We start from the raw sequence: 13,376 nt of genomic DNA, 5'->3' as shown, positions 1-13,376 counted from the left end.
GGGCACACCACGGGTGGGGGGATTGCGCCACAGCGACCGGGAAACGCCGAACCTGCCTGCGTGGGGCCGCCCGCGCGCCTACGCTCGCCTCGTGCTGCGCATCATCGACGACCGGACCGGCGAGCCGGTCGACGCCGCCCCGGCCCGCCGGGGCCTGACCCGTGTCGAGGTGCACGCGTCCGGCTCCGAAACGACGAACCTGCGGGTGCTGCTCGTCGGGGACCTGCTGGTCAGGGCCCTGGAACTCGGCGGCACACCGGTGTGGGCGCTGCTGACCGGCGGCCACCGCCAGGCGGAGCTGCGCGCCGACGCCGCGACGCTCGGCATCCGCCCCTTCGAGGACAGCCCCGACGTCGGTGCCGGCCTGGGCGAGGCCCAGGCCGTCCACGTCACCGCCGGGGGCGGCACGGTGCCCGACGGGGTCCGGCTCACCGTCGCGCCGGCGGAGCCGGAACCGCCGCGGTCCTGTGACCCGGCCGCCCTGCGCCTCGCGCTGATCACCCGTCACCACAGCACCCCGGTCCGGCTGGAGGAGGCCGGGCTCGACGACGCCCACGCCACCCTCGCCCGCTGGCGTGGCGCGGTCGCCCGCTGGGCACGGCAGCCCTCACGGCCGATCCCCGACGCCGTACGGGGCAGGCTGCGCGACGCCTGGGAGGACGACCTGGACGTACCCGGTGTGCTGGACGTCCTGCGCCATGTGGAGACCGAGCCGGACCTGGCCGACGGCGCCCGGTTCGAGACGTACGCCTACGCCGACCGGCTGCTCGGCCTCGACCTCACCCGCGATCTGGGAGCCCCGTCATGATCGAACGCGCCGGAGCAGGCCCGCTGCGCCGCCTGGTCGTGCTGCGGCACGCCAAGTCCGCCTGGCCCGTGGACGTCGCCGACCACGAACGCCACCTCGCCCCGCGCGGCCGCCGGGACGCCCCCGCGGCCGGGCGGGTCCTGGCCGATGCCGACCTCCTGCCGGACCTCGCGCTGTGCTCCACCGCCGTCCGCGCCCGCGCGACCTGGGACCTGGCCTCCGCCGAGTGGGGCACGCCCCCGCCGGTCCGTTACGACCGGCGGCTGTACGCCGCCGGCCCGGCCGGTCTGCTGGCCGTCGTCCACGAAGTGCCCGCCGAGGTCGAGACGCTGCTGCTGATCGGGCACAACCCCGGGCTGGAGGAACTGGTCCTGGCCCTCGCCGCCGATGGCCTCGACGACACCCTGGAACGGGTCCGCACGAAGTTCCCCACCTCGGCGATCGCCGTCCTGACCTGGCGCGGCACCGCCTGGCGGGCCCTCGCGCCCGACGCCGCGCTGCTCACCTCCGTGACCGTCCCCCGGGGCAAGAAGAAGTAGCCGGGGACCCCGCGCCGGTATGGGGCCGTTCCGGTGATGTGCGCCGGGTTCGGGCTGCGCACACCTGCCGCGGCGGGTACGCCGACTGCGAAGAACGGCCGTCCCATCCATGAGGAGAGCAGCGATGCACGCGGTGATTCGGCGGTACGAAGGGGTGACCGACCCGGCTGAGGCGGGACGCAGGGTGAACGAGGAGTTCCTGCCGCTCATCCGCCAGGTCCGGGGGTTCGTGGCCTACTACTTCGTCGATGCCGGCGGCGGGGTGGTGGTGTCGACGGGGTTCTTCGAGGACCGGGCCGGAGCCGAGGAGTCGACCGAGAGGGCGGGCGGATTCGTCCGGGACCGGCTCGCCGAGCTGCTGCCCAACCCGCCCCAGATCACGGCCGGCGAGGTCGTGGCCCGCTCGTAGGGGAGGTCCCGGCGTCCCGGCCGGCGCCCGCCGGGACGCCGGCGGCCACGCGATTAGGCTGGCCGGATGCAGGACGAATACCGCACGGTCGCCGGCACCGGCGTGCACGAGACCGAGGTCAACCGCTCCCGCTTCCTGTGTGCCCTCGCCCCGGCGGCGACCGAGCAGGAGGCACAGGACTTCATCGCCGCGGTCCGCAAGGAGCACGCCGACGCCTCCCACAACTGCTGGGCCTATGTGATCGGTGCCGACGCCTCCGTCCAGAAGGCGAGCGACGACGGCGAACCGGGCGGCACCGCCGGCGTCCCGATGCTCCAGATGCTGCTGCGCCGCGACATGCGGTACGTCGTCGCCGTCGTCACCCGCTACTTCGGCGGGGCGAAACTCGGCGCCGGCGGCCTCATCCGGGCGTACGGCGGGGCGGTCGGCGAGGCCCTGGACACCCTCGGCACCCGCACCCGCCGCAGGTACCGGCTGGCCACCGTCACCGTCGACCACCTGCGGGCCGGCAAGCTGGAGAACGACCTGCGCACGACCGGGCGCGACGTCCGCGACGTGCGCTACGGGGAGGCGGTCACGATCGAGATCGCCCTCCCCGACGCCGACGTGGACGCCTTCCGGTCCTGGCTCGCCGACGCCACCGCCGGGACGGCCGGCTTCGAACCGGGCGGGGAGGCGTACGGGGACGCTTGACGGCGGTTCCGTCCCTGCGCCCCCTGCCGTCGCCGCCGGAGGTCAGCGGCCGGTGCCGTTGCGGCCCCCGTCGTCCGCCGCTTTCCCGGCCGCCGCACCCGCCGGCACGCGCCCCAGCCGGTACGCGAGCAACGCCGTACCCGCGGCGAGGGCCGCGAGGACGTAGGCCGTGAGGCCGAAGGCCCGCGCGAAGTCGCCCGAGTCCGTGTCCGGGCCCGGGGACTGGGGGTTGGTACCCAGTGAGCCGCGGTACAGGGCGCCGATGACGGCCACCCCGAAGGCCATCCCCGCCTGGGTCACGGTGTTCAGCACACCCGACCCGGCGCCCGCGTCGTCCGGGTGGACCCGGGTGAGGACGGTGTCCACCAGGGGCGCGACGACCAGGCCCTGCCCGAGCCCGGAGACGCCCATCACCGCCGCGAGCGCGACCACCTGGGCCGAGCGGTCCAGGCCGGTGACCGCCGGGACGGCCGCGAGACCCGCCGCCATGACCAAGCCGCCCGCCACCGACACCCCGATCCCGAACCGGGCGGCGAGCCGACGGCACGCGGCCGAGGCGACGATGAACCCGAGGCCGAGCGGCACGAAGACCAGGCTCGCTGCCAGCGGGGTCTGCCGCAGGCCCGACTGGAGGTGATAGGTGAGCACCAGGAACAGCCCGGCGTTGCCCGAGAAGAACATCAGCACCGTGCCCATGCTGAGCGGGAAGCCCTTGGCCCGCAGCAGCTGGCCCGGCAGCAGCGGGTCGTTGCCGGCGGCCTCCGTCCGGCGCTCCCAGCGCAGGAACGCCAGGGTGCCGGCGGCGCCGAGGACGAAGCACGGGTACGTCCACCAGGGCCAGCCGTGTTCACCGCCGAGGATCAGCGGGATCAGCACGAGGGGCAGCAGCAGGGCGGTGAAGGCCGCGCCGACGATGTCGAGGCGCGGCAGGTCCGCGCTGCGGCTCTCGCTGACGGCGGGCACCGCCGCGCACAGGATCGCCGCACCGATGGGCAGGTTGATCAGGAAGATCATGCGCCAGCCCAGACCCGCCACGTCGAGGTCCAGCAGCAGGCCTCCGCCCACGAGGCCGGCGATGACGCCCGCGCCGATGGAGGCGCCGTAGGCACCGACGGCCCTGGCCCGGTCGCGTTCGTGCACGAAGACGGCCCGGATGAGGGAGAGCACCTGCGGTGTCATCACCGCGGCCGACAGGCCCTGGAGCACGCGGGCCGCGATGAGCGTGCCCGGGCCGGGGGCGAGCGCGCACAGCAGGGAGGTCAGGGTGAAGGCGGCCACGCCGTACTGGAAGGTGCGCTTGCGGCCGATCCGGTCGCCGAGACGGCCGCCGGTCACCATGCCCGCCGCGTAGGCGATCACGTATCCGTCGATCACGAACTGGAGCTGGCCGAACCCGGCGTTCAGGTCCGCCTGGATCCCCGGAGCGGCGACGTTCACGATGAACATGTCGATCTGGCTCATGAACATCGCCAGGAGGACCACCGTGAGCCCTGCCCATTCCCGCCCGGTGGCTCGGGAGCCGGTTGTGGTGGAGGCCCCGGCCGTGGCCTTCGCGTTCGCTTTGCGTGTATCAGTGCGCATGTCACCACTCGTCGTCACGTACGTTTAGCGCTAAATTCAGATCTAAATGTAGCAGCTGGAAGGGAAGCCCATGCAGACGCCGGAACGAAGCGATGACCGGCCGGCCGCCGTCGGTGCGGCAGGAGACGATCCGGCGGATGCCATCGCGGCCGCCTGGAGCCGCGAACGCCCCCAGACACCGGTGGACTCCGTCGGTGTGGTGACGAGGATCTGGCAGCTCGCCAAGCACTTCGGGGACGACCGCCGGCGGGTCCTGGCCGAGGCGGGAGTCGATCCGGCCACCCTGGACCTGCTGAGCGTGCTGCGCCGCAGCGGCCCGCCCTACACGATGAGCACCCGGGATCTCGCCGCGCACTCCCTGGTCACCGCGGGTGCCATCTCGCAGCGGGTCGCGCGCGCCGAACGCGAGCACCTGGTCACCCGCCGCCCCGCACCCGGCCGCAGCCGCGCGGTGCTGGTGGAACTCACCCCGTCCGGACACGAACTGGTCGAGCGCACGGTGGACCGGGTGCTCGCGCGTGAGGCGGAACTCCTGGAAGGGCTGGGTGCGGAGCGGCAGGGAGCGCTCGCCGAACTGTTGCGGGAACTGCTCGGCGACGTGCAGGAGCGGCTGGGCGTGCGGGGCGTCTCCCACGTGGGGCACGAGGGCCTCGACCACCCGGAGCGGGGCTGAGCCCGCCCGGCCTCGCGCTGCCCCGGCCCGGCCGCCCTCGTGCCCCGAGGCCGTCGCCGAGCGGCTGAACGGCCGTGGGCACTCGGGGGGTTCCGGTCGTCGTCCGGGGGATGTCCGGGCCGTTGAACCACCGCATCGCGCCAGAATGACTCTGTTTCACGGCGCATCCGAGACATTTCCCCTGAATTGCCGTCGGATGGGCGTGGTGGTCCGGGGTTCGTGGTGGACCAGGGGCTCACACGCGTTAGCGTGGTGGGTCTGACATCGGGCGGGGCCGGCTCGTGCCGGTGGAGAACGACAGCAGGGGGAGCCATGCAGGCCGGGGCGGCGTCTTGAGGCTGCTGCACACCTCCGACTGGCATCTCGGCCGGGCCTTCCACCGGGTGAACATGCTCGGCGCCCAGGCCGAGTTCATCGGCCACCTCGTCACGACCGTGCGGGAGCGGGCCGTGGACGCGGTGGTCGTGTCGGGAGACGTCTACGACCGTGCCGTGCCGCCGCTCGCCGCCGTCGAGCTGTTCGACGACGCCCTGCACCGCCTCGCCGCCCTCGGCGTGCCCACGGTGATGATCTCCGGGAACCACGACTCGGCCCGCCGGCTGGGCGTCGGCGCGGGGCTGATCGGGCGGGCCGGCATCCACCTGCGGACCGAGCCGTCGGCGGCCGGCACCCCCGTCGTGCTGGCCGACGCCCACGGGGAGGTCGCCTTCTACGGGCTGCCCTACCTCGAACCGGCCCTGGTGAAGGACGAGTTCGGGGTGGAGAAGGCCGGACACGAGACCGTGCTCGCCGCCGCCATGGACCGCGTCCGCGCCGACCTCGCCGCCCGCCCGCCCGGCACGCGCTCGGTCGTCCTCGCGCACGCCTTCGTCACCGGCGGCGAACCCAGCGACAGCGAGCGGGACATCACCGTCGGCGGCGTCGCCGCCGTACCGGCCGGGGTCTTCGACGGCGTCGACTACGTGGCGCTCGGGCATCTGCACGGCTGCCAGACCATCACCGACCGCGTCCGCTACTCCGGATCCCCGCTGCCCTACTCCTTCTCGGAGGCCGCCCATCGCAAGAGCATGTGGCTGGTCGACCTGGCCGCGGACGGCTCCGTCGCCGCCGAGCGCGTCGACTGCCCGGTGCCCCGCGCGCTGGCCCGGATCCGCGGCACGCTGGAAGACCTCCTGGCCGATTCCGAACTGACCCGGCACGAGGAGGCGTGGGTCGAGGCCACCCTCACCGACCCCGTCCGCCCGGCCGACCCGATGGCCCGGCTCACCGCCCGCTTCCCGCACACGCTCAGCCTCGTCTTCGATCCCGACCGCGAAGACGACGAGTCCGAGGTGTCGTACGCCCGGCGCCTCGCCGGCCGCAGCGACCAGGAGATCGCCGAGGACTTCGTCGCCCATGTGCGCGGCGCCGGTCCCGACCCGCACGAACAGGGCGTGCTGCGGGACGCGTTCGACGCGGTGCGGGCCGACGAGACCGTGCGGGAGGTGGCCCGGTGAGGCTCCACCGGCTCACGGTCACCGCCTTCGGGCCCTTCGGAGGCACCCAGACCGTCGACTTCGACGAGCTGTCGAGCGCGGGGCTGTTCCTGCTGCACGGGCCCACCGGCGCGGGCAAGACCTCCGTCCTCGACGCCGTCTGCTACGCCCTCTACGGCTCGGTGCCGGGCGCCCGGCAGGGCGGCGGGCAGGGCACGACCCTGCGCAGCGACCACGCCGCCCCAGCGACCCGCACCGAGGTCACCCTCGACCTCACCGTCGCCGGACGCCGTCTGGAGGTCACCCGCCAGCCGCCCTGGGAGCGCCCCAAGAAGCGCGGCACCGGCACCACCCTGGACAAGGCGCAGACGTGGCTGCGCGCGTACGACGCCACGGCCGGGACCTGGAAGGACCTCAGCCGTTCCCACCAGGAGATCGGGGAGGAGATCACGCAGCTCCTCGGTATGAGCCGGGAGCAGTTCTGCCAGGTCGTGCTGCTGCCGCAGGGCGACTTCGCAAGGTTCCTGCGCGCCGACGCCGAGGCCCGCGGCAAACTGCTGGGCCGCCTGTTCGACACCCGCCGCTTCGCCGACGTCGAGAAGCGCCTCGCCGAGCGCCGCCGTGCCACCGAGGCCCAGGTGCGGGACGGGGACACGGAGCTGCTGGCCGATGCCCACCGAATGCAGCAGGCCGCGGGCGACGCGATGGAGCTGCCGGCTCTCGCCCCGGGCGAACCGGGACTCGCCGAGGCCGTCCTGAGCGCGGCCGCCGTCGCCCGCAGCACCGCCCGCGAGCAGCTCACCGTCGCCGCGTGCACCCTCACCGCCGCCGAGTCCGCGCAGGCCGCCGCAGCCCGTGCCCTGGACGACGCCCGGGAACGGGACCGCCTCCAGCGGCGGTTCGCCCAGGCACGGCAACGGGCGGCGAGCCTGGAGCAGGGAGCCGAGGCCTACCGGGAGGCGCAGGCGCTCATGGAGCGGGCCCGCAAGGCCGAAGCGGTCGCCCCCGCCCTGGACCTGCGGGAATCCTCCGAAGCCGAACACCGCCGGGCCGCCGCCGCCGAGGCACGCGCCCGTGCCCTGCTGCCGGAGACCTTCGCCGACGCGGGCGCGGCCGGGCTCGCCTCCGCCGCCCGCCGGGCCGCCGAGGAACTGGGCGGACTCGACTCGGCCCGCCGCGCCGAGCGGCGGCTGGGCGAACTCCTCGACGAGCGCGCCGGCCTGGACCGCCAGGAGCACGCCGACGCCGACCTCCTCCAGGAGGCGGAGGCCTGGCTCGACGGCTGGGAGGAGACGCGCACCGCACTCCAGGAGCGGGTCGACTCCGCCCAGAAGGACGCCGCCCTCGCCGAGCAGCTCGCCGAACGGCGCGAGCCCGCGCGGCAGCGGCTGCGGGCGGCCCGCCTGCGCGAGAGGCTCGCCCAGGACACGGACCAGGCGGTCGAGCGGGTCCGCACCGCACAGGACAAGGCACTGCGGGCCAAGCAGCACTGGCTCGACCTCAAGGAACAGCGCCTGAACGGCATCGCCGCCGAACTCGCCGCGGAGCTCACCGACGGCCGACCGTGCGCCGTCTGCGGCGCCACCGAACACCCCGCCCCCGCCCGCAAGGTCGCCGGGCACGTCGACCGCGAGGCGGAGGAGCACGCCCTCACCGCCTACCAGCGCGCCGACGAACAGCGCGCCGAGGACGAGCGGCGCCTCGGGCTCGTACGGGAGGAACTGGCGGCCGCGAGCGCGGCGGCCGGTGACACCCCGACCGGCCAACTCGCTCTGGAACTGGATGAGTTGGAGGAGCAGTACACGCGCGCCCGCAGTGCGGCAGCCGAACTGCACGCCGCGCAGGAGCGGCTGCGGCACGCCGGGCACGAACACGAACGGCGCCTGGCCGCCCGGCAGGAGGCCGCCGTACGGACCGCGTCCCGGGTCGGTCACCGGGAGCGGCTGGACCGCGAACGGACCGCTCTGGAGGAGGAGCTGGCCCGGGCCCGGGGCTCCCTGGACAGTGTCGCCGCCCGGGCCGCACAGCTGGAGCGGCGGACCGCGCTGCTCACGGACGCCGCCGACGCCGCCCGGGCCGCCGAGGACAGCGCCCAGCGGCTCAAGGACGCCGACGCCCGGCTCGCCGACGCCGCCTTCCGCGCCGGCTTCGAGACGCCGCAGGCCGCGGCCGCCGCCCTCCTCGACAACGCCGCCCACCGCGAGCTGCAACACCGCCTGGACGCCTGGCAGAACGAGGAGGCCGCCGTCCGGGCCGTCCTGGCCGAGGCCGACACGGTCGCCGCGGCCCGCGAGCCGCGGGCCGACCCGGAGACGGCGCAGCGGACGGCCGACGCGGCGGACCGGCGGCTGCGCGACGCCGCCTCCGCCCACGACGCCGCCCGCCGGCGCTGCGCCGAACTCGACCGGCTGTCCGCCCGGGCGGCCGCCTCCGTGCGCCGGCTGGCGCCGCTGCGCGAGGAGTACGACCGCGTCGCCCGCATGGCCGGTCTCACCGCCGGCACCTCGGCGGACAACGAACGCCGGATGCGCCTGGAGTCATACGTCCTGGCGGCCCGGCTGGAGCAGGTCGCCGCCGCCGCGACCGTGCGTCTGCGGCGCATGTCGTCCGGCCGCTACACCCTGGTCCACTCCGACGACCGCACCGGCCGCGGCCGCAGCGGACTCGGACTGCACGTCGTCGACGCCTGGACCGGCCGCGAACGCGACACGGCGACGCTGTCGGGCGGCGAGACGTTCTTCGCCTCGCTGGCCCTGGCCCTCGGCCTCGCGGACGTCGTCACGGACGAGGCGGGCGGGGTGCGGCTGGACAGCCTCTTCATCGACGAGGGCTTCGGCAGCCTCGACGACCAGACCCTGGACGAGGTCCTCGACGTCCTCGACTCCCTGCGCGAACGCGACCGCAGCGTCGGCATCGTCAGCCACGTCCCCGACCTGCGGCGCCGGATCCACGCCCAGCTGGAGGTCGTCAAGGGCCGGTCCGGGTCGGCACTGCGGCAGCGCGGCGCCTGAGGTCAGCGGCCCAGGGGACGCCGGGGGAGGGGCGAGGAGTACACCACGCTCGTCGTCACCGAGCCCAGTGTCCCGATCTTCCCCGACACCTCCTCCAGGTGGCGCATCGAGCGGGCCGTGACCTTGATGACGAAACAGTCGTCGCCCGTGACGTGGTGCGCCTCCAGGATCTCGGGCGTCACGGCGACGAGGTCGTGGAAGGGCTTGTAGTTGCCGTTCGGATAGCGCAGGCGCACGAACGCCAGGATCGGCAGGCCGAGCCGCTCCGGATCCACCACCGCCGCATAGCCCCGGATGACTCCGGCCTCCTCCATGCGGCGCACCCGCTCGGTGACCGCGCTCGCGGACATGGACACCGCACGGGCCAGCTCGGTGAAACTGGCCCGGCCCTCCCTCTGGAGGACGTCCAGGATGCGCCAGTCGGTGGAGTCCGGGGAATACTCGGTCATGCCCGAGGGATAGCAGGGGAATCCCCGGCGGATCAAGCGGAGCACCGGGGATCGTCACTTCAGGGACGGGACCGGCGCCCGTAGTTTCTCTCCCATGACCACCACCGTGAACCCCGTCCTGCGCGTCGCCCCCGCCGCTCCCGCCGAGGCCGCCGCCCACTTCCGCGCCGGTCTCGCCTTCCACACCGACGTGTCCGACGTCGCCGCCGCCCTCGGCGCCGGTGGTGACCCCGGTTTCGTCCTCGTCGACTCGCGCTCCACCGAGGCATGGGACCAGGGCCACATCCCCGGCGCGCTCCACCTGCCGACCGCGCTCGTCCCCGAGCAGGCCGGGCAGCTCCTGGACCGGTCGGTGCCGGTCGTGGCGTACTGCTGGGGCCCCGGCTGCAACGGCGCCGCCCGGGCGGCCCTCGCCCTCGCCGAACTCGGCTACCGGGTCAAGGAGATGCTCGGCGGCTTCGAGTACTGGGTGCGCGAGGGCCTGGCGTTCGAGACCTGGCGGGGTCGCGAGCGCAGGGCACCGGACCCGCTGACGGCGCCCGTGGACGCCGGTGACTGCGGCTGCTGAACCCTCGATCTTTTGCCGCGAGTTGACCCTGTAGGTTCTTGCGCCATGGTGCGATACGCGGAGCCGGGCGCAGTGGAATGGGTGGAGTCGGGCGGCGGGCCGCTGATAGCGGTGCCGGAGACCGTCCTGCCGTTCTGGGCGGGGGCCGACGGTGAGGAGACGGCCTCGGACTACGACCGGGCCTGCGAGGTGGACGGCCACGTCGGCCTGCTCCCGGTCGGCGACTGCACCGCCCTGGTCCTGGGCGACGAGCCCGCCACGACGGCCTACCTGCCCGAGCACGGCCTGTTCGTCCGGTGGTGCGCCGGCAACTCGGAGGACGAACTGCTGGCGAGCGTCCCGCCGGCCCTCGACGGCGCGGAGTGGGAACCGGAGGTGCACTGGGAGGTACCGGGCACGGTCCTCCTGTTCGACGCGGCCTGGCCCGGGGCGCACCCGTCGGGGTCCGAGCACGTGCGGGTGGCCCTGGAGCCGGGCCGGTACGCCGTGCGCGCGGCAAGGGTCCAGCCCGGCCCGGAGACCTGGCTCGGCCTGGTCCAGCTCCGGCTGCTCGCACGGAGATGACCCGGCGTCACCGACGGAAAAACCGTGTGCGCCGGACGGCCGGCCCGATCACCATGAACCCATGCCACGCCTTCCCCACCCCACCCCTGAGGAACTGCGCCGCGACCCGCTGCCTCTGCGCGGCCGTACCGCGCTCGTCACCGGCGCCAGCCGCCGCGGCGGCATCGGACACGCCGTCGCCCGCCGCCTGGCCGCCTACGGCGCGAGCGTCTATCTGCACCACCACGTCCCGCACGACGCCGGCCTGCCCTGGGGCGCCGACCGCCCCGAGGACGTCCTCGCCTCCGTACGCGGCGCGGCCGGCGACCCCGGGGCCCTGATCCTCGCGGGCCCCGGTGACCTGGCCGACCCCGCCGTACCCGCGGAACTCGTCGGCAGGGCCGCCGACGCCCTCGGCGGGCGTCTCGACATCCTCGTCGCCAACCACGCGCAGAGCGGGTTCGACGGCTCGCTGGACGAGATCGACGCGGCGATGCTCGACCGGCACTGGTCGGTCGACACCCGCGCGGTCCTGCTGCTCGTCCAGGCGTACGCCCGGTCGAGGCCGCCGGGCCCGGGAGGCCGGGTGATGATGATGACCTCGGGTCAGGACATGGCGGGCGGCATGCCCGGCGAGATCGCCTACGCCCTCCAGAAGGGCGCCCTCGCGTCGATCACCCGCTCGCTGTCGACGACGCTCGCCGAGCAGGGCATCACGGTCAACACCGTCAACCCCGGCCCCGTGGACACGGACTACCTGACCGGCGAGGACTACGAGGCCGTCGCCGCCCGCTTCCCCTCGGGACGATGGGGCATGCCCGACGACCCGGCCCGCCTCATCGCCTGGCTCGCGACCGACGAGGCGGGCTGGATCACCGGTGAGGTCATCAGCTCCGAAGGCGGATTCCGGCGCTGATCACAGCGCCGACAACTCGTCCACCAGGTCGTCCAGGCCGAGCGACCCCTGCGACAGCGCCGCCATGTGCCACGCCTTCGGGTCGAAGGCGTCGCCGTGGCGGGCGCGGGCGTTCTCCCGGCCCAGCAGCCAGGCCCGTTCGCCGAGCTTGTAGCCGATGGCCTGGCCCGGCATGGACAGGTAGCGGGTCAGCTCGCTCTCCACGAAGTCCGCCGGCCGGCTGCTGTGCGAGCCGAAGAACTCCTGGGCCAGCTCGGCCGTCCAGCGCTCGCCGGGGTGGAAGGGCGAGTCGTCCGGGATCGTCAGCTCCAGGTGCATGCCGATGTCGATGATGACGCGCACCGCCCGCATCATCTGCGCGTCCAGGTAGCCGAGCCGCCGCTCCGGGTCGGTCAGGAAGCCCAGTTCGTCCATCAGCCGCTCCGCGTACAGCGCCCAGCCCTCGGCGTTGGCGCTCACCATGCCGACGCTCGCCTGGTAGCGGGAGAGGTTCTGCGCCACGTGCTTCCACTGGGCCAGCTGGAGGTGGTGGCCGGGCACGCCCTCGTGGTACCAGGTCGACACCAGGTCGTAGACCGGGAAGCGCGTCTCGCCCATGGTGGGCAGCCAGGTGCAGCCGGGCCGTGAGAAATCGTCCGACGGCGGCGTGTAGTAGGGGGCCGCGGCGCTGCCCGGAGGGGCGATGCGGGACTCCACCCGGCGCACCCGCTCGGCCAGGTCGAAGTGGGTGCCGTCGAGCGCGTCCATCGCCTCGTCCATGAGGCTCTGGAGCCAGTCGCGGACCTCGTCGACGCCCTCGATGTGCGTGCCCTGCTCGTCGAGGTGGGCCAGCGCCTCCCACGGCGTGCCGGCGCCGGGCAGGATCTTCTCGGCCTCGGTCTTCATCTCGCCGAGCAGGCGGTGGTATTCGGACCAGCCGTAGGCGTACGCCTCGTCCAGGTCGAGGTCCGTGCCGTTGAAGTAGCGCACCCAGCGCGCGTACCGCTCCCGGCCCACCACGTCCGGCGCGCCCTCGATCCCCGGGGCGTACACGTCCCGCATCCAGTCGCGCAGCCGGACGACGGCCTCGGTGGCCGAGCGGGCGGCGGGGTCCAGCTCGGACCGCAGGGCTTCGGGGCCGGCGGCCGCGTACTGCTCGAACCAGCCGTGGCCCTCGCCGTCCGCGTCGGCCCACTCGCCGAGTTGCGTCACGAAGGTGGCGGTGGCGCGGGGTCCGGCGTACAGCTTCCGCTCCAGCCCCAGCGCCAGGGACTCCCGGTAGCCCTCCAGCGCGGCGGGGACGCCGCGCAGCCGCTCGGCGATCGCCGTCCAGTCCTCCTCCGACTGCGCCGGCGTCACGGTGAACACCTGCCGCACCGCATGGGCGATCGAGCTCAGGTTGCTGACGGAACGCAGGCTCTCGTCGGCCTCGTGCACCGCGAGTTCGGCGCCCAGCCGCTCGCGCAGCAGCCGCGCGCACCGGCGCTCGATGTCACTGTCCGCGCCGGGCAGCCGCTCGGCCTCGTCCAGCCGGGCCAGTGTCCGCCGCGCCAGCTCGGCAAGTGCCTCCTGCCCCGCGGGCGAGGTGTCGGGCAGCCTGCTCGAACTCTCCTTGTCGCCGAGGAACGTACCGGTGATCGGGTCGAGGGCGACGAGTTCGTCGACGTACGCGTCGGCGACCTCACGGGGCAGCTGGCTTTTGATCTCAGACATGCGGCCATCCTCGTACGCC

General features: G+C 74.3%; 13 protein-coding genes. 10 read left to right on the top strand and 3 right to left on the bottom strand.

Translation table 11 applies throughout. The features are described 5' to 3' along the window. Nucleotides 1-91 precede the first annotated feature (91 nt). From AB0E85_RS14925 to AB0E85_RS14910, 4 genes are all read left to right on the top strand, one after another. Complete coding sequence (locus tag AB0E85_RS14925; RefSeq protein WP_361926346.1) at nucleotides 92-808, top strand: hypothetical protein; 717 nt, start codon at nucleotides 92-94, stop codon at nucleotides 806-808. After that, entirely contained in the window at nucleotides 805-1,347 is a 543-nt protein-coding gene (locus AB0E85_RS14920) for a histidine phosphatase family protein (protein WP_361926343.1), read from the top strand. The genes AB0E85_RS14925 and AB0E85_RS14920 overlap by 4 nt, the downstream gene beginning before the upstream one ends. A 124-nt stretch (nucleotides 1,348-1,471) precedes the next feature. Beyond that, on the top strand, nucleotides 1,472-1,756 hold the full coding sequence (locus tag AB0E85_RS14915; protein WP_361926340.1) for a hypothetical protein: 285 nt from the start codon (nucleotides 1,472-1,474) through the stop codon (nucleotides 1,754-1,756). 66 nt (nucleotides 1,757-1,822) lie between these two features. Continuing rightward, on the top strand, nucleotides 1,823-2,449 hold the full coding sequence (locus AB0E85_RS14910) for a YigZ family protein (protein WP_361926337.1): 627 nt from the start codon (nucleotides 1,823-1,825) through the stop codon (nucleotides 2,447-2,449). Between the two features lie 42 nt (nucleotides 2,450-2,491). Here the strand turns inward: AB0E85_RS14910 and AB0E85_RS14905 are convergent, their stop codons facing one another. Then, a complete protein-coding gene (locus AB0E85_RS14905) occupies nucleotides 2,492-4,030 on the bottom strand; it encodes an MFS transporter (protein WP_361926335.1) in 1,539 nt (512 codons plus the stop codon). Nucleotides 4,031-4,100: 70 nt separating this feature from the next. On the opposite strand from AB0E85_RS14905, the gene AB0E85_RS14900 reads away from it, so the two are divergent. The 3 genes from AB0E85_RS14900 (at nucleotide 4,101) to AB0E85_RS14890 (ending at nucleotide 9,189) form a co-directional block, all read left to right on the top strand. Then, complete coding sequence (locus tag AB0E85_RS14900; RefSeq protein ID WP_361926332.1) at nucleotides 4,101-4,703, top strand: MarR family winged helix-turn-helix transcriptional regulator; 603 nt, start codon at nucleotides 4,101-4,103, stop codon at nucleotides 4,701-4,703. Nucleotides 4,704-5,035: 332 nt separating this feature from the next. Continuing rightward, the gene (locus AB0E85_RS14895) at nucleotides 5,036-6,199 is read left to right on the top strand and encodes an exonuclease SbcCD subunit D (RefSeq protein WP_361926329.1); all 1,164 of its coding nucleotides are present in this window, start codon (nucleotides 5,036-5,038) and stop codon (nucleotides 6,197-6,199) included. Beyond that, on the top strand, nucleotides 6,196-9,189 hold the full coding sequence (locus AB0E85_RS14890) for an SMC family ATPase (RefSeq protein WP_361926327.1): 2,994 nt from the start codon (nucleotides 6,196-6,198) through the stop codon (nucleotides 9,187-9,189). Before AB0E85_RS14895 ends, AB0E85_RS14890 begins: the two co-directional genes overlap by 4 nt. Before the next feature lie 2 nt (nucleotides 9,190-9,191). Here the strand turns inward: AB0E85_RS14890 and AB0E85_RS14885 are convergent, their stop codons facing one another. Beyond that, nucleotides 9,192-9,638 (bottom strand): Lrp/AsnC family transcriptional regulator, encoded by a 447-nt coding sequence (locus AB0E85_RS14885; RefSeq protein WP_361926324.1) that lies wholly within the window; start codon nucleotides 9,636-9,638, stop codon nucleotides 9,192-9,194. Between the two features lie 94 nt (nucleotides 9,639-9,732). Between AB0E85_RS14885 and AB0E85_RS14880 the strand changes: the two genes are divergently transcribed. From AB0E85_RS14880 to AB0E85_RS14870, 3 genes are all read left to right on the top strand, one after another. Beyond that, on the top strand, nucleotides 9,733-10,206 hold the full coding sequence (locus tag AB0E85_RS14880; protein ID WP_361926321.1) for a rhodanese-like domain-containing protein: 474 nt from the start codon (nucleotides 9,733-9,735) through the stop codon (nucleotides 10,204-10,206). A gap of 45 nt (nucleotides 10,207-10,251) precedes the next feature. Then, nucleotides 10,252-10,770 carry an immunity 21 family protein gene (locus tag AB0E85_RS14875; RefSeq protein WP_361926318.1) on the top strand — a complete coding sequence of 173 codons (519 nt, stop codon included), beginning with the start codon at nucleotides 10,252-10,254 and terminating at the stop codon, nucleotides 10,768-10,770. Nucleotides 10,771-10,831: 61 nt separating this feature from the next. After that, nucleotides 10,832-11,665 carry an SDR family oxidoreductase gene (locus AB0E85_RS14870; protein ID WP_361926315.1) on the top strand — a complete coding sequence of 278 codons (834 nt, stop codon included), beginning with the start codon at nucleotides 10,832-10,834 and terminating at the stop codon, nucleotides 11,663-11,665. Here the strand turns inward: AB0E85_RS14870 and AB0E85_RS14865 are convergent, their stop codons facing one another. Then, nucleotides 11,666-13,357 carry a DUF885 domain-containing protein gene (locus AB0E85_RS14865; protein ID WP_361926311.1) on the bottom strand — a complete coding sequence of 564 codons (1,692 nt, stop codon included), beginning with the start codon at nucleotides 13,355-13,357 and terminating at the stop codon, nucleotides 11,666-11,668. Nucleotides 13,358-13,376 lie beyond the last annotated feature (19 nt).

The organism is Streptomyces sp. NPDC029044, assembly GCF_040637495.1.
Taxonomy (GTDB): domain Bacteria; phylum Actinomycetota; class Actinomycetes; order Streptomycetales; family Streptomycetaceae; genus Streptomyces.
This window is presented reverse-complemented; position numbering and strand designations above follow the sequence as displayed.